This is a genomic window from Dongia sp., from assembly GCF_041905885.1.
Taxonomy (GTDB): domain Bacteria; phylum Pseudomonadota; class Alphaproteobacteria; order Dongiales; family Dongiaceae; genus Dongia.
Map to the genome: position 1 here is coordinate 5,001 of NZ_JAYRKD010000001.1, position 20,817 is coordinate 25,817.

Below are 20,817 nucleotides of genomic sequence, written 5' to 3' on the forward strand. Positions count from 1 at the left end.
CGACGGTGTCACCGAAGACATCATCACCGATCTCTCCAACGTCTCCGGCCTGTTCGTGCTGAGCCGGAACATGGTCTTCGCCTACAAGAACCGGGCGCGGACGATGGAGCACATTTCCCGCGAGCTGGGCGTCGCCTATGTGGTCCAGGGCAGCGTCCGCAAGTCGGGCAACCGGGTCAGGATCAACGCGGAGCTGGTCGAAGGCGCCACCGACGGGCATCTCTGGGCGGCCCGCTACGACCGGGACATCAACGACATCTTCACGGTCCAGGACGAGATCACCAAGACCATCGTCGAGCAACTGAAGGTCAAGCTGCTGCCCGACGAGAAGAAGGCGATCGAACAGGCCCCCACCGCCAGCGTCGATGCCTATACGCATTACCTGCGCGGCCGCGAGTACTACCATATCGCGTCCAAGGCCAATCACCTGATGGCGCGGCAGAGCTTCGCCCGGGCGCTCGAGCTCGATCCGAGCTATGCCCGCGCCTATGCCGGCATCGCGATCTGCGACGTGCGGCTGCAATCGAGCTACGGCTTTGCGATCGGCGTCGATGCGATCCTCGCCACCGCGGAAAAGGCGCTGCTGATCGATCCCAACCTTGCGGAAGCGCGCGCGGCGAAGGCCTTCGCGCTTTCGCTGGGCGAGAGACGCGCCGAAGCGGCCGCGGAATTCGAGCTGGCGGTCGAGCTCGATCCGGATTGCCATGAGGCGCACCGGTACTATGCCGAGTTCTGCGTCACCGACGGGCGATTCGAGCTGGCGGCGACCCACTTCATCCGGGCGCTCGAGATCAAGCCCACCGATTACGGCGCGCCGATCATGCTGGTCAGCGTGTTTCGCTCATTGGGCCAGGTCGAGAAGGCCGAAAGCTATGCCCGCCTCGGCGTCAAGAAGGCCGAAGAGGAGCTGCGGCTGCATCCGGAGAACGCGAACTGCGCCTGCCTCGGCGCGACGGTGCTGGCCTTTCTCGGGCAGCGGGAAGAGTCGATGCAATGGCTCTCGCGCTCGCTGGCGACCGATCCCGGCGACACCAACATCCAGTACAACGCCGCCTGCACCTATGCGCTGCTCGGCGAGGCCGACAAGGCCGTGGAAGTGCTGGAGCGCTGGGTTTCCCAGGTCGGCGCGGAGATGCGGCTTTGGTTCCGCAACGATTCCGACCTTGATTCCATACGGCAGCATCCCCGATATGCGGTATTGCTCAAGCTCTCGGAACCGGCCGAGCAGCCAACCTTGGGTCGCGCCGAAGATTCACTCGCACAGTAATTGTTGATCCAGTAGAATTTTTTCCCACAGACTCGGGGCGAGGCGCGCGTGGGGACCCGGTTCAACCTGTTTGTGCAGCCGCCAATCCAGGGCGATCGGAACGAGACCGAGGTGATCTCCGTCTCGTCGCCGGCGGGCAGCCTTCGCGCCGGCCCGGCCGATGATCGCATGTACACCGTCGAGCCGGTCGGCAAGACCTATCCCTACGGCGCGAGCCGCGGGCCCTATGGCACGCCGTTCATCTACCTCCCGCCCTGGACCGGGCGGAGGCGGGCGCCGGCCGAGCCCAACGACAGCGGCCATTTCGATCACCTCCATCCCGGCGATCCCGGCTTCAACGCGGCGCATGTCTTCGGCGCCATCCGCTTCACCCTCGATGTCTGGGAGCGCTATCTCGGCCAGCCGGTGCTCTGGCATTTCCAGGAGCATTTCGACCGTCTCGAGATCTCGCTGCTGCCGGAGTGGAACAATGCCCAATACGGCTACGGCTATCTCGAAATCGGCAGCCTCTACGAACATGGTCGCCGGATCGCGTCCTTCGCGCTCGATTTCGACGTGATCGCGCATGAGGTCGGCCATGCGGTGGTCTACGGCGTGCTGGGCGTGCCCCGCGCCGACGCCGAATACCCGGAATATCTCGGCTTCCACGAGTCGTTCTCGGACCTGGTGTCGTTGCTGGCGGCGATGCACTTTCCGTCCGTGGTCACCGGCGCCCTGGCGCAGAGCGGCGGCAATCTCAGCCGCGAGAACCGCCTGACCCGCTTCGCGGAATTTGCGCCGCACCGGCAGCTGCGCCGGGCCAACAACCGCCGCACCATGGCCGAATTCACCCGCCGCTTTAAGGACGAGCACGCGCTCTCGCAGCCGCTGACCGGCGCGATCTTCGACATCCTGTCCGACGTCTATCATGAGAACCTGGTCGAGCTGGGGTTGATCTCGCGCGAGATCGAGAACCTGGCCGACATCGCCGAGCACGATTCCGCCGCGGACGTCGTCGTCCAGCAAGTGTTCGAGGACGCCTTCGCGTCCGACCCGCCCGGTTTCCGCGCGGCCCTGGAGCAGGCGCGCGACGTCATCGGCGCCTATCTCGCCGAGACGCTCTGGGGCCTGCGCGCCGACTTCCTCGACTACGGCGACGTCGCCCGCGCCTTCAGCGCGGCCGATCGCGTGCTCGGCGGCGGCCGCTACGCCCGGATCATCCGGCGCAATTTCGCCCAACGTGGGATCGGCCGGTTTCACGCCGGGAAACGCGAGCGGACACGATCGCCGCACAGCCATGCGGGCTCGGACCGGACCTTATTGCCGTCGGACTGCCGGCGGCTTCCCGCCATGAGCTACCGCGAGCTCTACACGCTGAAGAGGACCATCGTGACCTGAGTTGCATCTGAGAGCTGAAGCGAAGGGGAAATCTGATGAGCACGCCTGCACCTAACGAAACACTGCTCAGCACATCGGCAGTCTATCTTTTCGGCAGATTGCTGAGCGACCTGCTGCTGGTGAAGCAAGACCCGCAAGATGCGGTGAGACCGCCGCGCAAGGGCAAGAACACGTTCGTTCAACAGCAGCTGCGCAACAACGACGCCGGATTTGCGCGGATCTTCTATTTCTCGTTCGAGGGCGGCCTGTTCGAGCTGGCGAGGCCGGCGCTGTTCCTGGTTCACGGCGGCGGTGTCCCGGCCGACACGCCCCCGGCCGACGATCCCAACTTCGAAGGCCTGGCCAGATCGCCCGGCAGGATCACGCGGACCGGGCTGGCTTGGCATGTCGGCTCTTTCGCTTCCGACATGCGGGTATGGGTCTATGACAAGGGCGACTTTTCGATCCGGATGGACGCGGATACCGGCCCGCTCGAGCAGATTTTGCTGGCGGCGGAAAGCGGGGACTCCGCTTTCGGCAGCAGCGCGATGGCGCGCTCGAGCGGCGCGTTCGCCCGGTCGAGCGGCGCCATGGCGAGATCGAGCGGCGTCATGGCCCGGTCCAGCGGCGCCCGCCGCTCCGGCGACGTCGACTAGGCCCCTCTGTTAGACGAACGGGAGAGATGCGATGGCAAAACCAGCGAAGAAAGCGGCAAAAAAGCCCGTGGCGAAATCGGCCGCGCGATACGCGAAGAAGAGGCCGCGCCGGCGTAGAGGGGGTGATGATATCGAGATCATCGAGACCACGATCAGCGAGGTGGTCCCCAACAAGTTCAAGATCGGCGGCAATGCGGTGGAAGCGGAAATCAGGGGCTGCAATCTGGCGGAGCCGGGGTTGCGCGCCAAGGTCCTGATCATCGGCGGCAATATCAGTGACTCCACCATAACGATCGAGCAACCGCTGCCGGATGCCGTGACCGCCCAGAAGTTCCCGATCACGATCACGGTTCAGGACAATGCCCGAGCCGGTTGGCGTGCGCTCTTGATCACCACGTCGGATGACATCGAGCTGGATCGAACGCAGATCGAAATCGTCAACTGATCCAGGCGGTATCGATTCCTTCAGGACGCCCGGCCGCCGCGGCCGGGCGTTTTGCTTTCGCCTTGTCTGCCGGTCTAATCTCTCCGCCTGTCCTTATTGCCTGGAGTTCGTGGATCGTGAGTCGGAATGAGATCGTGGGCCGTTGCCTGGTGCCGGGTCACGCCAGCGGAGATGTCGTCTTCACCGACGTGCCCCTGAGCTTCTGGATGGGCATCGACACGGAATCCGGCGCGATCATCGACCGCCATCACCCGCTCTGCGGCACGGTGGTCACCGGCAAGATCTTCGTGCTGCCCGGTGCTCGCGGTTCCTGTTCCGGTAGCTGCGGCCTGCTCGAGCTCATCCACAACGACAAGGCGCCCGCGGCGCTGGTCTTCGCCGAGGACGAGGCGATCCTCACCATGGGCGCCATGATCGGCGGCGAGATCTTCGGCAAGACCATTCCGATCGCTGCCGTCGATTCCGAGAGCTTCGCGCGTCTCGCCGAACAGAAGTCGCTTACCGTCGATAACGGACGTGTGGCGGTCGGGCGCGTCGAGTCGAAGGGCGAGATCCCGACACCCACGCGGCGGGTCAACCTCACCGCGTCCGACCAAGCGATGCTCGAGGGCGCCGAGGGCAAGGCCCGCCAGGTGGCGATGCGAGTCATCGCGCGCTTTGCGGAGGTGCAGGGCGTCACGGAACTGATCGATGTCGGCCAGGCGCATATCGACTGCTGCTTCTACACCGGCCCGGCCGGCCTCGGCTTCGCCGAGCAGCTCAACGCCTGGGGCGGCAAGGTCAAGGTGCCGGCCACCACCAATGCGACCTCGGTCGACACCTTGCTGTGGCGGAGAGGCGGCGTCGAAGCATCCTTCGGCGAGATCTCACAGCGTGTGATCGCGGCCTATACCGGAATCGGCGTTCGCCCGAGCTTCACCTGCGCGCCCTACCTGCTTGAGAGCGCGCCTGGCTTCGGCCAGCAGATCGCCTGGGGCGAGTCCAACGCCGTCGCCTATGCCAACAGCGTGCTCGGCGCCCGGACGATGAAATATCCGGACTATCTCGACATCCTGGTCGCGCTCACCGGCCGCGCGCCGCTGATGGCGAGCCACACCGCGGCCGGACGGCAGGCGACGGTGCGGATCGACGTCCCCGATCTCGGGATCACCGATGATTCCTTCCATCCGCTGCTCGGCTACCATGTCGGTCTCATCGCCGGATCCGATATTCCGGTCGTGACCGGCTTAGCCGATGCACCGCCTTCCCGCGACGACCTGAAGGCGTTCAGCGCCGCCTTCGCCACCACCGCCGGCGCCCCGATGTTCCACATCGCCGGTGTGACGCCGGAGGCGGAGACCGTGGAGCAGGCGCTCGGCGACAAGATTCCGGAACGCCATGTCGTGCTGACGCGCGCGGATCTGCTGCAGAGCTGGCGCGAGCTCAACACCGCGACCGACCCCGCCGTCGAGCTGGTTTCCTTGGGCAATCCGCATTTCTCCCGCGACGAGCTCGGCAGGGCGGCCGCGCTCTGCAGCGGGAAGACGAAGGCGGCGGGCGTCGATCTCGTCATCACCTGCGGGCGCGATATCTACCGGGAAGCGGACCAGGCCGGCCTGGTCGATGAACTGAAGCGCTTCGGCGCCAACATCCTCAACGACACCTGCTGGTGCATGATCTTCGAGCCGATGCTGCCGCGCGAGACGCGCCGGCTGATGACCAATTCCGCGAAGTTCGCCCATTACGGCCCCGGCATCACCCGCCGCGAGATGCATTTCGCCAGCCTCGAGGCCTGCATCGCCGCGGCGTGCAGCGGCCGGAACCCTGGCGACCCGCCCGACTGGCTGCGGGGCTAGCGGTTCCGGACCGCCGCGACGCCCTTCCAGTCCTCGATATCGAGCTCCGGCTTCTCGACGCGGTATTTCCGATAGAGCGCGATCCCCTCCGGGTCTTCCAGGACGTCTACCTTGAGGCCCTTCTCGCGCAGCAGGCCTTCATTGCCGGAAGCATTGGTGACGTCGCCGACGACGACCCGCTTGAACTGGCGCATGTAGAGCAAGGTCGCGCAGACGTCGCAGGGGCTCAAGGTGGTGAACAAGGTCGTGCGGCTGAAGTCCATTCGGCCGGCGTCGCGGATCGCCGAGGTCTCGCCGTGGTTATAGGGATGGCTCTCCTGGACCAGGGTATTGTGGCCCTTGCCGACGATTTGCCGGGTCGCGTTGTCGATGATCACCGCGCCGATCGGGCAGCCGCCCTCGTCGTAACCTTTTTGCGCCAGCAGCACGCCGATCCGCATGAAATCGGCATCGCCGAGCTTCTTCAGGAAGCCGTCGGCGACGATCGCAGGAAGGCTCCGGGTCGGCAGGTGCGCGATCAGGTTCAAGACCCCGTCGGTCACCGGGGTGGATTCTGCTATGTGGGGACTCGGCGCCATGGTCATCCTCCGCGGAACGGGCTCCGGCGGATGATGGCGAAGAACGGGAGGCGGCGCTAGTTGGAACCGGTGCGGAAGCGCGCATCGGTCAAATGCACCACGATCTTGCCGAGCGCGATCTCGCCGTCATAGCGCACGGGGATCGGCGGCAGCCCCGGCTGGACCTGGGCGACCCAGATCGTCGGCGGCGTCGAGCGCTCCTCCTTCTCGCGCTTGGCCCGGAGGCTCTTGCGAAAGCCGGAGATGCGCTCGATCCCGAGGCCGCAACGCATGGCCGGGCCCTGATAGATCGAGTAGCGGTTGGGCTGCAAGCTGGCCACGCCGAGTTGCGTCACGATCACGTTGAACCGGCGCTGTCCATCGAAGACCGGCACGGTCTGGTCGCAGCGTCCGGTCCTGGCCAGCAAGCGCGTGGCCGAGATCGCGAAGCTCAAGGGATCGACGACTCCGGCGGGCAGGGCCTGCGGCAGCCCGCCTTCGATGTCGGGATCGGGCTCCGGCGGCGGATCCTGCCGGAGCGCATAGCGGCCGTCCGCGCTGAAGCCGAGCTCGACCGTGCGCCGGCGGCTTTGCCACTGGGTCTTCGAGTGGAAGCGCTGCGCCTCGACCCGGCCGCCCTGGTCGATCCCGTCGGCCGCCAGGTCGGTGTCCCAGGTATAGACCATGCCGACCATGCCCTGGGTCCCGCCGCGCGCAGACAGCCGGTAGCGGCCGGATTGCAGCACCATCTCGACGTCGAGCGAATAGATGTGGAGGCCGCCGACATAGACGTCGTATTTGAGGTCGGCGATCTGCGCCGCCGCAGTCTCGGTGGCGGGGCTGGCGGCCGGCACGACCAACAGCGCGAGACCGATCCAGGCAGCGGCGAGGCGTCCGGTCATGGGGGACATGGCGCCATCATGGCATATGATCCGTGTCCGTGCGAAGACACTCGCGGAACGGCGGAAAATCCGGAGCGATCGGGTTGCCCTTATGAGGACCAGGACGCAGGGCTATGTTGTCGCGCTGCTCGCGACCACGATCTTTTCGGCCCAGGACGGGATCTCGAAACACCTGGCGGAAGCCTATAGCCCGATCTTCGTCACGATGATCCGTTACTGGGCCTTTGCGCTGTTCGCGGTCGGCTTTGCGGTGACCCTGCCGGGCGGGATCGGGACGACCCTGCGCACGCAGCGCCCCTGGCTCCAGGTTTTCCGCGGCCTGCTGCTGGTGGCGCAGGTCGTGCTCGCGATCACCAGCTTCCAGATCGCCGGCTTGGCGCGCACCCAGGCGATCTTCTCGGCGACGCCGCTGATCGTGGTCGTGCTGGCCATCCCGCTGCTCGGCGAGCAGGTGGGCTGGCGGCGCTGGACCGCGATCATCGTCGGTCTTTGCGGCATGCTGCTGATCGTGAGGCCCGAGGGCAGCTTCTTCGACCCCGCGGTTCTCCTCCCCGTGGCCGGCGCCATCAACTTCGCGGTCTATGTCGTGTTGACCCGCATGGTCGGCCGGGTGGATTCGCCGATGACCAGCTTCTTTTATACCGGCGTGGTCGGCGCCGCGGCGATCTCGCTGGCGGGTCCGTTCTTCTGGGCCAACCTCGCCGGATGGGACCTGGCCTGGATGGCGGTGCTCTGCCTCACCAGCGTCTCAGGCCATTACCTGTTGATCCGCGCCTATGCGATCCTCGACGCTTCCGCGGTTCAGCCGATCACCTATCTGAACGTGGTCTATGCCGCGATCATCGGCATGGCGGTGTTCGACGAAACGATCGGCTGGGCCACGGTGGCCGGTGCGATCGTCATCGTCGGCGCCGGCATCTTCACCATCTGGCGCGAATACGTCCGCCGCACCCCGCCGCCGCTCGCGGTCGCCGAGGCGGAGCATCCTTAAGAGAGCACGACCGGCGCGTCGAGCTTGTAGGGCTCCTCGGAGACGGGTTCGTCGAGCTCGCGGGCATAGCGATGCCCCGCATGCACGGCATGCACGATGGCACCCGGCGCCAGGGCATCGCCGACCCGGGTTACCGACTTGATTCCGGCGCCGGCGAGATCGCGTTCCATCAGCGCGTGATAGAGCGCGTCTTCCGGCCGGCGCAGGCCGACGATCACCAGGTTGCGGCAGGCGAACTTCGTCTCCGCGCCGGTGAAGAGCTGGGCGAGGGTCGCAGCCTCGCCGTCGAAAGCCGTGATCCGGTTCAAGGTCGTGACCGTGATCCCGCGGCGGCTGAGCGCCTGGTGCACCCGCGGCAGCTCGTTGGTCATGATGGTCCAGGCCGAGGCATGGCCGGCCGGCGTCACGTAGGAGACCTGGTTGCCAAGCTCCGCGAGATGTTCCGCGACCACGCCGCCCATGTAGTAGTTGTCGAAATCGAACACCACGGTCGGCCCCGCGGGCAGGCGGCCTTCGGCGAGATCGCTCGGCGTGAAGACATTCGGCCCGTCGATCCGTCCGACCGGCACCTCCATCGACGTATAGATCTCGTTGGTCCAGCGCGAGCCGGTCGCGGTCACGACATGCTGGCAGCCGAACTCGAGGATGTCGTCGGCGGAGAGGTCGCTCTCCAGGAACAGATCGACCTTGTTCATCGTCTGCAGCCGGCCGAGGCGATAGTCGAGCACCCGGCGCCAGGCGGAGAGGCCCGGCAGCCGGGTCTCGAAGTTCAGCCGCCCGCCGAAGGCGCGACCCTTGTCCGCCAGAGTCACGGCATAGCCGCGGCGCGCCAGCGAGAGCGCGCATTCCAGGCCGGCCGGTCCGCCGCCGACCACCAGGATCTTGTCGTCGGATTTCTTCGGCTGCATGCGCTCGGGATGCCAGCCGCGGCGCCATTCCTCGCCGATGGTCGGATTCTGGGTGCAGCGCACCGGTACCGAATCATGCCAGCTCGAGATACAGATGTTGCAGCCGATGCATTCGCGGATCTCGTCCTCGCGACCTTCGTCGATCTTCTTCGGCAGGAAGGGATCGGCGATCGAGGGCCGTGCGCCGCCGATCAGATCGAGCACGCCACGCTTCAACTGCGAGACCATGGTGTCCGGCGAGGTGAAGCGACCGACGCCGACCACCGGCTTGGTCGTCACCTTCTTCACGAAGTCGATGACCTTCTCGTGGCTGCCTTCTTCCGAAAACCGCGAGGCCGAGCAGTCGGTCGGGCTGGAATCCATCTTCACGTCGAAGAGATCGGGCAGATCCTTCAGGCGCTCGATCACCTCATGCGCCTCGGATTGCGCATGCGGGCTCGCTTTGGCCCGCAGCTCCTCGAGGCTGATACGCAAGGCGACGCCGCAGCTGTCGCCGACCGCCTCCTTGGTCACCTCGATCATCTGCTGCACCAGGCGCACGCGGTTGGCGACGCTGCCCCCGTATTCGTCGGTGCGGTGGTTGTATTCAGGCAGCAGGAACTCGTAGGGGAGATAACCCATGCCGGCATAGACATAGACGATGTCGAAGCCGGCGCTGCGCGCTTTCCGGGCGCCCTCGGCCTGCCAGCGCAGCAGGTCGAGGATGTCGGCGCGGTCCATCACCTTGGGCCGCAGGTTCGACATGAAGCCGACATGGGTCGCCATCCACGGCGTGCCCGATGGCGAGAGCGGCGCCAGCCGGCTGGTGCGGTTGAAGGTCGAGGCGCCGCCATGCCAGAGCTCGATGCCGGCGAGGCTGCCATGCCGGTGCACTGCCTCGGTCATCAAGGCATGGCTTTGTATATCCGCCTTGTCCCAGAGCCGTGCGAAAGGCAGCGGCGAGTCATCGGACGTCGGATGGATCGAGCAGGCGCCGGTGCAGACTACGCCCCAGCCGCCCTCGGCCTTGGTCTCGCGGAAGCTGGCGCGGACGCGGGGCAGGGCATTAGTCATGCCGCTCGCATGCGGCACCTGGTAAAAGCGGTTCGGGGCCGTCACCGGGCCGATCTTCACCGGCTCGAACAGGATGTCGTAGCGCGGGTTGCGCCGTTGTCCGGGATTCTCCCCGGCGCTCATCCCGCTGCGGGTCAGGGTGGCAGTGTCCCCGGCCATGGCGCGTCCCCCAAATTGGTTTGCTGTATACAGCTATATCAGAGCGGGCCGCGGAAATGGAAGGGGATTCGGGCGAGCGGTGCCGAGCCTGTATGTTGGATTCATACAGGTTGGAAGCTTCCAATCGCGGTAAGTCGAGGGAATCAGCCCTCGTTCTGGGCGAAGTCCCGCAGATAGCCGGCATCGGCGGCAATATCGAGCGCCGAGTAGCGTTTCCGGATCTCCCGGGCATGGATCACGGCCTCGCGGTAGAAATCGACGTCGAGGCCGAGCTCCCGGGCCGTGGTCGGGCCGCCGGAATCCTTCAGCGCCTTGACCATCACATCGACCGGCACCGAGAAGGCCTCGAGCTCGGCGCGCAGCTTCGGCCAGATCTCGGCGATCTTGGCGTTGAGCTTCTCGGCGCCCGCCTCGTCGAAAGCTTTCTGCTTCATCTCGGAGACGCAGACCTTGGCGATCTCCGGTCCGACCCGCCGGATCATGTCGGCCTCGTCGATCTTGGTCGGGCCGATCCTGGGCGGGTTCTTGTCGTCCAGGATCTGCCGCTGCAGCCGCGCCATCGTGAGCGTCGCGACGCCGACCTGCTGGCCGTGCAGGGTGCCGGGATGCTTGTCGCCGGCGAAGCAGTCGATGTAATGCGAGATCTGGTGCTCGCCCATGGAGCCGTGGTTGCTCATGCCGGTGAAGCTGACGCCAAATCCGCAGAGCGTGAGAACGCGGTGGAGATAACCGACCGCCTCGACGTCGCCTTTGGCGAGGCCGGGTGCCCGCTTCATCATCTCGCGCTCGTCGGCGATCTCCAGGTCGAAGGGCAGCTCGGTGTAGAAGGTGTCGAGCAGCCGGTGCGACAGCCACCAGTCAAACTGCGCCACCGAGCGCACCAGGCAATCGCCAAAACCGGAAGCGATGAGATAGGTCGGCGCAGCGGCGTTCACGCTGAGATCGATGAACACGCCCTTGGGCGCATGCGACGGCCGCGAGACCTTGAGGCCGTTGGATTCAGTGATCGAAGCCGTCGTCGAGGTGTAGCCGTTCATCGAGGGAGCCGTGCCGAAGACGCAATAGGCGCGTCCGTCGGTAAAGGTCACGTATTTGCAGAGATCGTTGATCGTGCCGGAGCCGACCGCGACCAGGAAATCCACGTTGCGGGTCTTGTCGCGCAAAGCCGCGAGATTTTCTTCATCCGCATGCGGATGGTCGAGCACGATGGTTTCGACCGAGGTGACGCCGGAATTATGCGCGGCCTTGAGCGCCTGCGCGACCCGCGCGCCCATCACGTCATGGGTGTTCTCGTCGCAGACCACGGCGATGCGGCCCTTGAAGCCGAGCCTGGTGACGAGGTCCGCCTCGCGGCCGTCGAGATGATCGTCGATCACCACCTTCTCGTAGGGCACGGTGCCAGGCTTGCCCGTTTCCGGGTTGATCCAGCGGCCCTCGACCATTTCGTCGATCAGTGTGGTCCAGCGTCCCATGCGTCAGGGTCTTTCCCTCGATGCTGCGGCGCAAGCGGATTTGCTGCGCTGCGACATTTGCCACTTCAGAGTGACATTCTTCGAGATCGCTTGACAATTGTCAATGAAGAGTGTCGTTTATTGCGAGAACGAGCTGAGAGATCGCAATGGCGCGAGTCCCCGTGGCGCGGATTGGGGAGCGACGGATGGCGCAGCCCCGCGTGAAGCGGAGCGAGCTGTCGACGCCCGCGGAGTTCGCCGGCGATCCGATCGTCTGGGCGGCCTGGCTCTATTACGAGGAGCGCATGACGCAGGAAGAGGTGGCGGAACGGCTGGGCGTCTCCCGGGCTTCGGTGGTGAACTTCCTGCAGGAAGCGCGCGACCGGAACATCGTCACCATTGCCGTCGCCTCCGAACACCTGCAGTCGGTCCAGATCGCCCGCGAGCTTTCGCGCCGCTACAGCCTGAAGAGCTGCGTGGTTATCCCTCAAGGGCATGACGATTTCCCCGTCTACGAGCGGATCGGCCGGGCCGGCGCGCGGCTGCTGATGGATATCCTGGAACCCGACGATGTGCTCGGCGTCTCCTGGGGCCGCACTGTGCTGTCGCTCTCCGCCGAGCTTGCCTCGGCGAAGATGCCGGGCGTCACCGTGGTGCAGATCGCCGGCAGTGCCATCGGCACCACCGAGTTCTCGCCCGAGCTCTGCACCACCAACATCGCCTACCGGATCGGCGGCCGATGCGTGAACCTGCATGCGCCCGGCATCGTCTCGCGGCCCGACGTGAAGAAGTTGTTCATGCAGGAATCGTCGCTGGTCGAGCAGTTCAAGCTGATCCGCTCTTGTACCAAAGTACTGTTCGGCGTCGCCAACCTCAGCCATGCCAGCACCGCCTTGCGCAGCGGCTACATGACTCCGGAGAAGATCAAGCCATATGTGAAGGGTGGTGCGGTCGCCGTGATGTCGGGTCGCTTCCTCGACGCGGAAGGCAATACGGTGCTGGGCGCGCTGGACGAGCAGATGATCGGATTGACCCTGGACGAGATCGCCAAGATACCGGAACGTATCTGTGTCGCCGGCGGCGTCGAGAAGGTCCAGGCGATCCGTGCGATGCTGCGCGGCGAGTATGCGACCATCCTGGTCACCGACGAGCCGACGGCGCGGGCCCTGGTCGACGCCAAAGACTGAATCGAGACTGCCTGAACCGGGCCGCAAAGAGCCTGGGGAAAAAAAGAGTGGGAGGAATGATGAATCCAATTAACGGAGCTCGAGCATGAGCCAGGCGGCGGTCGCCATGAGACCGGCGCGCGGCTTTGCCTTGCCGCGCTTCCTGACGTCGGAGCATCCCTTCCCCTGGCTGGCGCCGATCACCGCCGTGCTGCTGATCTTCGGCGTCTATCCGCTGCTCTATGCGCTCTGGCTGTCGCTGCACAAGCGCAACCCGGCGACCCGCATCAGCGTCTTCGATCCGGACTACAACTGGCTGAAGATCCTGACCGACGACCGGATGTGGGGCGCGATCGGCCATACCTACGTCTATACCATCGTCGCCATCGTCATCGAGCTGGTGCTGGGATTGCTGATAGCCTTGCTGCTGGACACCGACCGCAAAGGCTACGGTGTGCTGCGCGCGCTGATGACCCTGCCGCTGGTGGTGCCGCCGGCCGTCACCGGCATGATGTTCCTGCTGATGATGGACGGCTCTTTCGGGGTGTTCAGCCGCGGCCTCTACGCGCTCGGCATCCTCGACCCGTCTGCGCCGATCCTGGCCAATTCCGGCACCGCGCTCATCGGCATCCTGATCACCGACATCTGGCAATGGACGCCCTTCATGGTGCTGATCATGATGGCGGGCCTGCGCGCGCTTCCGAAAGATCCTTACGAAGCGGCGGCGATCGACGGCGCCACGCCGTTCCAGGCTTTCTTCAAGCTGACCTTGCCGATGCTCTCGAAGATCATCGCCATCGCGGTCCTGATCCGCGGCGTTGATCTCTTCCGCATCTACGACTATGTGAAGGTGATGACCGAAGGCGGACCCGGCACCGCGACCGAGACCCTCACGGCCTATGCCGGCACCATCTATTTCAAGAACGCCGACTTCCCCTATGCCTCGACCATCGCGCTGTTCACCCTGATCCTGGTGGTGGTGACCTCCAGCATCTTCATCAAGCTCTTCCGGGTGAAATTCTGATGCAGGGCACCCGCTTCACCGGAATTCTGCGCGATGTCACGGCCGTCGTCGTGGTGGCGATCTTCATGTTCCCGATCTTCTGGTGGGGTCTCACCTCGATTAAGCCGATCAACGCGATCTTCAACAAGGACAAGGTCGTGTTCTTCGACTTCGAGCCGACCCTGGTCAACTACCAGGTGGTCCTGTTCGGCAAGTCGCGCGCCGAGCTGGCGATCGAATCCGGCAGCACCTTCGGCGTCGGCGGAGGCAGCACCTATGATTCCCGCCAGACCATCCTGGATTCGATCCTGATCGCGGTCGGCTCGACGGCGCTCACCATCTTCCTCGGCGTGATCGCGGCCTATGCCTTGTCGCGCATCCAGTTCCGCGGCCGCCAGGCCTATCTCAACTGGATCCTGTCGCAGCGCTTCATGCCGCCGATCGCGATCATCGTGCCGATCGTCTTCATGTTCCATTACGTGGGCCTGCGCGACACCATAATGGGCCTGATCTTCATCCACACGCTCATCAACCTGCCGGTGGCGGTCCTGCTGATGAAATCCTTCTTCGACGATGTACCGGTCGAGGTCGACGAGGCGGCGATGCTGGACGGCGCCACGCGCTTTCAGATCTTCCGCAAGGTGATCCTGCCGCTGGTGACCGGCGGCGTGGCGGCGACGGCGGTGCTCTGCTTCATCTTCTCGTGGACCGAGTTCCTGCTCTCGCTCTTCCTCACCAACACGATCCGCACGCTGCCGGTGAAGATCTCGACTTTCGTCACCTCGACCGGATCGGAGTGGGGCTTCATCTCGGCGCTCGGTACCTCGGCCATCGTGCCGAGCTTCATCTTCATTCTGCTGGTGCAAAAGCAATTGGTACGCGGCCTGACCCTTGGGTCTTTGAAGGACTAGGTCCAGGGGTCGGGAAGATTTCTTGGGGTAACAACAAAGCGCAGAGAGGCGCGAAACAGGAGGAGACGTCATGAGTTTCAAGGGCTTTGACAGACAGACCTATATCGTCGACAGCGCGAAGGCATTCGGCGACCGCCGGATCTCCAAGCGTGAGTTCCTGCGCCGCATGGGCGTCGTCGGCATCGGCTTCTCCGGATTTGCATCCGGCCTGCTCGGCAATCCCTTCCGTCGCAGCCTCGGCAAGCCGGCCTTCGCCGCCGATATCGCGCTGCCGGAAGACCAGGTGAAGTTCCTGAAGGAAGTGGGTGGCAAGTACAAGGGCGCGACCGTCCGCTACACCTCGGAAGCGACCCCGCCGACCGTCGTGCTGAACCAGATCAAGGACCAGTTCACGGCGCTGACCGGCATCAACGTCGAGGTCGAGATCGTGCCGCTGGAGCAGGTGCTCGCGAAAGCGACGCAGGACGTCCAGGGCCAGCTCGGCACCTACGACCTCTACTATCTCGACCAGTCCTGGGTCGCGACATTCTCCCAGGATTGTATCGACCCGGTGCAGTACACCAAGGACAAGCCGGATCTCGCGATGCCGGGTTTCGATTGGGACGACTTCTCCAAGCCGCTGGTCGAGGGTCTCGCCAAGTATGACGGCAAGATGGTCGGCGTGCCCTTCGACATCCCGATCTTCATCCTGATGTACCGCCAGGACATCCTGGAGAAGCACGGGATCAAGGTGCCGACCAACTATGCCGAGTTCACCGCGGCGGTCGAGGCGATCACCCAGGCCGAGAAGGCCAACAACATGTTCGGCACCGGCCTGCAGGCGAAGTCCGGCCACTATTCGCTGGAATGCGACTGGACCCAGGCGGTCTGGGGCCATGGCGGCGGCATCTTCGGTGCGGACAAGCACTTCACCGGCAACGACGAAGCCGGCATCAAGGGCCTGCAGTGGTATCAGAACCTGCTGAAGAACGCGCCGGCGGCTTCGACCACCTCCACCTGGGACGGCCAGTTCCAGATGATGGCGGCGGGCCAGTGCGCGCTGGTGCAGAGCTGGGATGAGTTCTTCCCGGGCCTCGACGCCGACGACAGCAAGGTGAAGGGCCTGTGGCAGCCGGCGAAGCCGTTGCAGTCGGAAGCGGGCCTGCGCGGCACCGACAAGGTCGGCTTCGGCGAAATCCCAAACCTCGGCCACCAGGGCGGCTCGATCATGGGCCTCTCGCAGTACTCGAAGAACCAGGAAGCCGCCTGGATCTTCATGCAGTGGGCCTGCTCGAAGGAGATCATGACCCAGTGCACCTTGGCCGGCGGCTTCGCGCCGATGCGCATCTCGTCCTTCGCCGACGAGCGCGTGAAGGCGAAGGCCAAGGTCATGCCGGGCACCACCCGTCACCTCGAGACGGTGCTCTGGACCATCGACAACGTGATGGCCTCGGAGCCGGATATGCCGCTCTGGGCCGGCTATTCCAACAACGAGATCCCGACCGAACTCGGCAAGCTGCTGACCGGTCAGGACTATGGCGGCGACGCCAAGAAGTGCATGGACGCGGTGGCGGCCATGATCGATGCCAAAACGAAAGACGCTGGATTGCTGTAACTACCCCGCAAGACCTGGACGGAGGCGTTCCCACGCCTCCGTCCAATTTTTTGATGATGCATGCTTGAGTGATAATGTCGCGCGACCTCGTCATCGGTATCGACTCCTCGACCTCCGCCACCAAGGCCATCGCCTGGGATAAGCAGGGCCGGGCGGTCGCGGAGGGTCGCGCCCCGATCGCGATGTCCAATCCCCATCCCGGCTGGTTCGAGCAGGATCCCGGCGAATGGTGGAGTTCCACCGCCACGGCGCTGCAGCAGGTGACCGGCAAGATCGACGCCGCGCGGGTCGCCGCGGTCGGCATCTCCAACCAGCGCGAGACCTTCGGCGTCTTCACCCAGGACGGGACGCCGCTCCGGCCGGGCACGGTCTGGCTCGATGAGCGCGCCCGGGGCCAGCAGAAGCGCTTCGGCGAGAAGTTCGGGCCTGAGCGGCTGCACGAGATTTCCGGCAAGCCGCTGGACATCACGCCTTGTCTCTTCCGCATGATCTGGCTCCGCGAAGTCGAGCCCGCCGTCATGGCGCGCGGCGAGAAGATGGCCGAGGTGCATGGCTATCTCACCTTCAAGCTGACCGGCCAATGGGCGACCTCGCTGGCTTCCGCCGATCCCATGGGCGTGATCGACATGAAGCGGCGCGACTGGTCGCAGGAAATTCTCGCCGCAGCCGGTGTCGACCTCGCGATGATGCCGCGCCTGGTGGCGCCGGGCGACCAGAGCGGCGAAGTCACCCCCGCGGCCGCGGCCGCGACCGGCCTCAAGGTGGGCACGCCGGTGATCGCCGGTGGCGGTGACGGGCAATGCGCCGGCACCGGCGCCGGTGTCTCCGCCGATCACCCGAGCCGCGCCTATGTCAATCTCGGCACCGCCCTGGTCTCCGGCAGCTATGGGCGGGACTACGCGCATCACCGCGCCTTCCGCACCGAGATCGCCGTTGCCGACGAGGGCTACATCTACGAGACCTGCATGCGCTCCGGCACCTTCATGGTGGAGTGGCTGACCCGCGAGGTGCTGCGCGCCGAGCCCGGCAAGCAGAAGGAGTTGATCGCCGCCCTCGAGGCCGAGGCGGCGGCGAGCCCGATCGGCGCCAACGGCGTGGTCATGGTGCCCTATTGGCAAGGCTGCATGACGCCGTTCTGGGACAGCGCCGCGCGCGGCGTGATCGCCGGCCTCTCCGGCTCGACCCGGCGCGGCGACATCTATCGCGCCCTGCTCGAAGGCCTCGTGCTCGAACAGGCCACTTGCACGATGGACGTCGAGCAGGCGACTGGCACGACCATCGATCATTTCGTCGCGATCGGCGGCGGTGCCGCCTCCGACCTCTGGGTGCAGATCCTGGCCGATGCCACGGGGCGCGCGGTGCAGCGTTCGGAGACGGTGGAGGCCTCGTCGCTCGGCGCGGCCATCGCCGCCGCAAAGGGCGCCGGCTGGACCAAGACCATCGCCGCAGCCACGGAAGCCATGGCGGGCCGCCCGACCCGCAGCTTCGAACCCGATCCGAAGTGCCAGGCACGCTATGCCGAACTCCGCGCCATCCATGCCGATCTCTGGCCGAAGGTCGCGGAATGGAATGCGCGCCTCGTGAATTTTGCGGACCAGACTTGATGCAACCTGTTTCATCACTGCCACCCGAGATCGCCAGCAACCTGCTCGGTCTCTTCACCGATATCGACGACACCATCACCACCGAAGGCCAGCTGGCCGCCGCCGCCTATCAGGCGCTGGAGCGCCTGCACCAGGCGGGGCTCGCCGTGGTGCCGATCACCGGCCGCCCGGCCGGCTGGTGCGATATGGTGGCCCGTTTCTGGCCGGTGGCCGGCGTGGTCGGCGAGAACGGCGCCTTCTATTTCCGTTACGACCATGCCGCCAAGAAGATGATCCGCGTCTTCGTCGCCTCGGATGCCGAGCGCGCCGAGAACCGCAAGAAGCTCGTGGCCCTGAGCGCGAAGATCCTGGCCGAGGTGCCGGGCTCGGCCATCGCCTCGGACCAGCTCTACCGCGAGGCCGACCTTGCCATCGACTTCTGCGAGGACGTGCCGCCGCTCACCAAGGAGGCCGTCGTCAAGATCGTCGCCTTGTTCGAGCAGGCCGGGGCCGTCGCCAAGGTGTCGTCGATCCACGTCAACGGCTGGTTCGGCAAGTACGACAAGCTCTCGATGACCCGGCGCTTCGTGCAGGACGCCATGGGCCTGGACCTCGACGCATCCAGGGAGCGCTTCGTCTTCTGCGGCGACAGCCCCAACGACGCGCCGATGTTTTCCTTCTTCCCCTTTGCCTGCGGCGTCGCCAATGTGAAGGACTTCATCGGCCGCATCGATGCGCTGCCGGCCTATGTCAGCAGCGGGCGGGGCGGGCAGGGCTTCGTCGAGATCGCCGACCGCATCCTCTCGTCGCGTTCCAAGATCGCCAAGAAGGGCTAGCAAGGCATGGCTTCCGTCACCGTCAAAGACATCCGCAAGACCTATGGCGACCTGGAGGTCATCCACGGCCTCAACCTGGAGATAGCCGATGGGAGCTTCGTGGTGCTGCTCGGTCCCTCGGGCTGCGGCAAGTCCACCCTGCTCAGGATGATCGCCGGGCTGGAGCCGATCACCCATGGCGAGATCTCGATTGCCGGCCAGGTGGTGAACGACCTGCACCCGAAGGACCGGAACATCGCCATGGTGTTCCAGAACTACGCGCTCTACGCCCATATGAAGGTGTTCGAGAACATGGCCTTCTCGATGCGCCTGAAGAAGGTGCCGGAGGAGGAGATCACCAAGAAGGTCAACTGGGCGGCGGAGATCCTCAACCTCGTCCCCTATCTCAACCGGCAACCGAAGCAGCTCTCCGGCGGCCAGCGCCAGCGCGTCGCCATGGGCCGCGCCATCGTCCGCGACCCGTCGGTCTTCCTGTTCGACGAGCCGCTCTCCAACCTCGACGCCAAGCTCCGGGTGCAGATGCGCACCGAGATCAAGGAGCTGCACCAGCGGCTGAAGACCACGACGGTCTACGTGACTCATGACCAGATCGAGGCCATGACCATGGCCGATGTCATCGTCATCCTGCGCGACGGCACGATCGAGCAGATCGGCCGGCCGATGGAGGTCTATAACCGGCCGGCCAATCTCTTCGTCGCCGAGTTCATCGGCTCGCCCGGCATCAACCTGGTGCGCGGCGAGGTTGCCGCCGAGAACGGCGCGCCGGTGCTGCGCGCCGGTGAAGTCGCACTTCCGCTGCCGGCTGCCGCCAAGCTCGCTTCCGGCCAGAAGATCGTCTATGGCGTTCGCCCCGAGCACCTGGTTCCGGCACATGGCGGCACGGGCATCCCGGCCAAGGTCAGCGTCGTCGAGCCGACCGGACCGGAAATGCACATCTACACCGAACTCGCCGGCGTCGAGGTCTGTGCGGTTTCGCGCGACCATCTGGATTACGGCCCCGGCCAGGACATCCGCCTCTCGCCCATGCTGGACCAGGTCCATCTCTTCGACCAGGACACCGGCAAGGCGATCGGGCGCTAGCTCGGCAGTGTTGCGACATTCGCCCTCCCTCGTCATGGTCCGCGTAGGCGGACCATCCATGAGTTTGGTAGCGGCTGAAGAAAGAAAGTCGTGGATGGTCCGCCTTCGCGGACCATGACGAACAGAGAAGTAGGAAACAGATGGACAAGACCGAACTCGCCGCCCGCAAGAGCATCATCCAGGCGGCACTCTCGATGAACTCCATGGGCATCAACCAGGGCACCTCCGGCAATGTCAGCGTGCGCTATGGCAACCGCATGCTGATCACGCCCTCGGGCGTGCCCTACGAGGAACTCGACCCCAAGGATATCTGCGCCAGCGAGATCACGAAGGACGGCAAGACTTGGCAGGGCGATCTGGCGCCATCCTCCGAATGGCGCTTCCATCTCGACATCTACAAGGCGCGGCCGGACGTCGGCGCGGTGGTCCACACCCACAGCATGTACGCGACCGTGATGGCGATCTGCGGCAAGCCGATCCCCGCCGTGCATTACATGGTCGCGGCCTCGGGCGGCACCGAGATCCGGGTCGCGAAATATGCCACCTACGGCACCGAGCAGCTCTCCAAGAACGCCCTCGAAGCCTTGGAAGGCCGCACCTGCTGCCTCCTGAAGAACCACGGCGTGATCGCGACCGGACCGAACATCAAGCGCGCGCTCTGGCTCGCCAGCGAGGTCGAGACCGTGGCGCGCCAGTACCATCTCGCGCTCACGATCGGCGGCGGCGACATCATCCCCGATGACGAGATGAACCGCATCATCGCGAAGTTCAAAGCCTATGGGCCGCTCGCCAAGCCCGCCGCCGCGCCGCTGAAGAAGCCGGCCAAGAGGACCAAGGCGAAGAAGAGCCCGTTCTAAAGCGCGGGCGGACCTTTACGGCCTGGTCGCGAACTGCGGCTGCAAAAAGCCACTAAGCCATTGATGCCACTTGCCGTATCTCCGTTCGAAAGCCGGACTCTCAATTGCGTGCCGTAAAGGCCCTGTAAAGGTTCGCGGCTTTCTGTCTGGGTCCCGTCGTGGTTCGGCGTTCCGGTCTGGGTCCCGTCATGCTTGGCGGCTTTCGTG

At 65.2% G+C, this 20,817-nt stretch carries 18 protein-coding genes (1 of these 18 cut by a window edge); 14 read left to right on the top strand and 4 right to left on the bottom strand.

What is annotated here, in order from left to right; all coding sequences use genetic code 11:
- From ACH2CY_RS00035 to ACH2CY_RS00055, 5 genes are all read left to right on the top strand, one after another.
- A protein-coding gene (locus ACH2CY_RS00035) for a TPR end-of-group domain-containing protein (protein WP_395014537.1) crosses the window boundary here: on the top strand, positions 1–1,267 show its 3' portion. The gene continues 656 nt to the left of window position 1, outside the view; only the last 1,267 of its 1,923 coding nucleotides appear in the window; its start codon lies off the left edge, out of view; it ends in the stop codon at positions 1,265–1,267.
- Positions 1,268–1,315: 48 nt separating this feature from the next.
- The gene (locus ACH2CY_RS00040) at positions 1,316–2,644 is read left to right on the top strand and encodes a hypothetical protein (protein WP_395014538.1); all 1,329 of its coding nucleotides are present in this window, start codon (positions 1,316–1,318) and stop codon (positions 2,642–2,644) included.
- A gap of 35 nt (positions 2,645–2,679) precedes the next feature.
- The gene (locus tag ACH2CY_RS00045) at positions 2,680–3,279 is read left to right on the top strand and encodes a hypothetical protein (protein WP_395014539.1); all 600 of its coding nucleotides are present in this window, start codon (positions 2,680–2,682) and stop codon (positions 3,277–3,279) included.
- Positions 3,280–3,346: 67 nt separating this feature from the next.
- The gene (locus ACH2CY_RS00050) at positions 3,347–3,724 is read left to right on the top strand and encodes a hypothetical protein (protein WP_395014541.1); all 378 of its coding nucleotides are present in this window, start codon (positions 3,347–3,349) and stop codon (positions 3,722–3,724) included.
- A 116-nt stretch (positions 3,725–3,840) separates the two neighbouring features.
- Complete coding sequence (locus ACH2CY_RS00055; protein ID WP_395014543.1) at positions 3,841–5,559, top strand: aconitase X; 1,719 nt, start codon at positions 3,841–3,843, stop codon at positions 5,557–5,559.
- Here the strand turns inward: ACH2CY_RS00055 and ACH2CY_RS00060 are convergent.
- Together ACH2CY_RS00060 and ACH2CY_RS00065 are read right to left on the bottom strand one after the other, a co-directional pair.
- A complete protein-coding gene (locus tag ACH2CY_RS00060; protein WP_395014545.1) occupies positions 5,556–6,137 on the bottom strand; it encodes a nucleoside deaminase in 582 nt (193 codons plus the stop codon). The two genes, ACH2CY_RS00055 and ACH2CY_RS00060, sit on opposite strands and share 4 nt — an antisense overlap.
- 56 nt (positions 6,138–6,193) lie before the next feature.
- Positions 6,194–7,027 (bottom strand): DUF3108 domain-containing protein, encoded by an 834-nt coding sequence (locus ACH2CY_RS00065; protein WP_395014547.1) that lies wholly within the window; start codon positions 7,025–7,027, stop codon positions 6,194–6,196.
- 82 nt (positions 7,028–7,109) lie between these two features.
- Between ACH2CY_RS00065 and ACH2CY_RS00070 the strand changes: the two genes are divergently transcribed.
- Positions 7,110–8,009, top strand: a complete 900-nt coding sequence (locus ACH2CY_RS00070) for a DMT family transporter (protein ID WP_395014548.1) — start codon at positions 7,110–7,112, stop codon at positions 8,007–8,009.
- On the opposite strand, the gene ACH2CY_RS00075 is transcribed toward ACH2CY_RS00070, so the two are convergent.
- Positions 8,006–10,129 carry an FAD-dependent oxidoreductase gene (locus tag ACH2CY_RS00075; RefSeq protein ID WP_395014549.1) on the bottom strand — a complete coding sequence of 708 codons (2,124 nt, stop codon included), beginning with the start codon at positions 10,127–10,129 and terminating at the stop codon, positions 8,006–8,008. The genes ACH2CY_RS00070 and ACH2CY_RS00075 overlap by 4 nt on opposite strands.
- A 143-nt stretch (positions 10,130–10,272) precedes the next feature.
- Positions 10,273–11,601 (bottom strand): sn-glycerol-1-phosphate dehydrogenase, encoded by a 1,329-nt coding sequence (locus tag ACH2CY_RS00080; protein ID WP_395014551.1) that lies wholly within the window; start codon positions 11,599–11,601, stop codon positions 10,273–10,275.
- A 185-nt stretch (positions 11,602–11,786) separates the two neighbouring features.
- Here ACH2CY_RS00080 and ACH2CY_RS00085 point away from each other — a divergent pair, with 185 nt between their 5' ends.
- The 8 genes from ACH2CY_RS00085 (at position 11,787) to ACH2CY_RS00120 (ending at position 20,610) form a co-directional block, all read left to right on the top strand.
- Positions 11,787–12,767: a sugar-binding transcriptional regulator gene (locus ACH2CY_RS00085; RefSeq protein WP_395014552.1), complete on the top strand. Its 981-nt coding sequence runs from the start codon at positions 11,787–11,789 to the stop codon at positions 12,765–12,767.
- Positions 12,768–12,852: 85 nt separating this feature from the next.
- Positions 12,853–13,770: a carbohydrate ABC transporter permease gene (locus ACH2CY_RS00090; RefSeq protein WP_395014554.1), complete on the top strand. Its 918-nt coding sequence runs from the start codon at positions 12,853–12,855 to the stop codon at positions 13,768–13,770.
- On the top strand, positions 13,770–14,660 hold the full coding sequence (locus ACH2CY_RS00095; protein ID WP_395014556.1) for a carbohydrate ABC transporter permease: 891 nt from the start codon (positions 13,770–13,772) through the stop codon (positions 14,658–14,660). Before ACH2CY_RS00090 ends, ACH2CY_RS00095 begins: the two co-directional genes overlap by 1 nt.
- Before the next feature lie 70 nt (positions 14,661–14,730).
- The gene (locus ACH2CY_RS00100) at positions 14,731–16,254 is read left to right on the top strand and encodes an ABC transporter substrate-binding protein (RefSeq protein ID WP_395014558.1); all 1,524 of its coding nucleotides are present in this window, start codon (positions 14,731–14,733) and stop codon (positions 16,252–16,254) included.
- A 74-nt stretch (positions 16,255–16,328) separates the two neighbouring features.
- Positions 16,329–17,858, top strand: a complete 1,530-nt coding sequence (locus ACH2CY_RS00105) for an FGGY-family carbohydrate kinase (protein WP_395014561.1) — start codon at positions 16,329–16,331, stop codon at positions 17,856–17,858.
- The gene (locus ACH2CY_RS00110; RefSeq protein WP_395014562.1) at positions 17,858–18,673 is read left to right on the top strand and encodes an HAD-IIB family hydrolase; all 816 of its coding nucleotides are present in this window, start codon (positions 17,858–17,860) and stop codon (positions 18,671–18,673) included. The genes ACH2CY_RS00105 and ACH2CY_RS00110 overlap by 1 nt, the downstream gene beginning before the upstream one ends.
- Before the next feature lie 6 nt (positions 18,674–18,679).
- Positions 18,680–19,753, top strand: a complete 1,074-nt coding sequence (locus ACH2CY_RS00115) for an ABC transporter ATP-binding protein (protein ID WP_395014563.1) — start codon at positions 18,680–18,682, stop codon at positions 19,751–19,753.
- 140 nt (positions 19,754–19,893) lie between these two features.
- A complete protein-coding gene (locus ACH2CY_RS00120) occupies positions 19,894–20,610 on the top strand; it encodes a class II aldolase/adducin family protein (RefSeq protein WP_395014565.1) in 717 nt (238 codons plus the stop codon).
- The last annotated feature ends 207 nt before the right edge of the window (positions 20,611–20,817 follow it).

Bases quoted from the DNA above. Each gene is read 5' to 3' on its own strand.
- ACH2CY_RS00045 (WP_395014539.1), top strand. From the start codon at position 2,680: ATGAGCACGCCTGCACCTAACGAAACACTGCTCAGCACATCGGCAGTC.
- ACH2CY_RS00090 (WP_395014554.1), top strand. From the start codon at position 12,853: ATGAGCCAGGCGGCGGTCGCCATGAGACCGGCGCGCGGCTTTGCCTTG.
- ACH2CY_RS00070 (WP_395014548.1), top strand. From the start codon at position 7,110: ATGAGGACCAGGACGCAGGGCTATGTTGTCGCGCTGCTCGCGACCACG.
- ACH2CY_RS00120 (WP_395014565.1), top strand. From the start codon at position 19,894: ATGGACAAGACCGAACTCGCCGCCCGCAAGAGCATCATCCAGGCGGCA.
- ACH2CY_RS00115 (WP_395014563.1), top strand. From the start codon at position 18,680: ATGGCTTCCGTCACCGTCAAAGACATCCGCAAGACCTATGGCGACCTG.
- ACH2CY_RS00085 (WP_395014552.1), top strand. From the start codon at position 11,787: ATGGCGCAGCCCCGCGTGAAGCGGAGCGAGCTGTCGACGCCCGCGGAG.
- ACH2CY_RS00100 (WP_395014558.1), top strand. From the start codon at position 14,731: ATGAGTTTCAAGGGCTTTGACAGACAGACCTATATCGTCGACAGCGCG.
- ACH2CY_RS00080 (WP_395014551.1), bottom strand. From the start codon at position 11,601: ATGGGACGCTGGACCACACTGATCGACGAAATGGTCGAGGGCCGCTGG.
- ACH2CY_RS00095 (WP_395014556.1), top strand. From the start codon at position 13,770: ATGCAGGGCACCCGCTTCACCGGAATTCTGCGCGATGTCACGGCCGTC.
- ACH2CY_RS00065 (WP_395014547.1), bottom strand. From the start codon at position 7,027: ATGTCCCCCATGACCGGACGCCTCGCCGCTGCCTGGATCGGTCTCGCG.
- ACH2CY_RS00075 (WP_395014549.1), bottom strand. From the start codon at position 10,129: ATGGCCGGGGACACTGCCACCCTGACCCGCAGCGGGATGAGCGCCGGG.
- ACH2CY_RS00060 (WP_395014545.1), bottom strand. From the start codon at position 6,137: ATGGCGCCGAGTCCCCACATAGCAGAATCCACCCCGGTGACCGACGGG.
- ACH2CY_RS00105 (WP_395014561.1), top strand. From the start codon at position 16,329: ATGTCGCGCGACCTCGTCATCGGTATCGACTCCTCGACCTCCGCCACC.
- ACH2CY_RS00110 (WP_395014562.1), top strand. From the start codon at position 17,858: ATGCAACCTGTTTCATCACTGCCACCCGAGATCGCCAGCAACCTGCTC.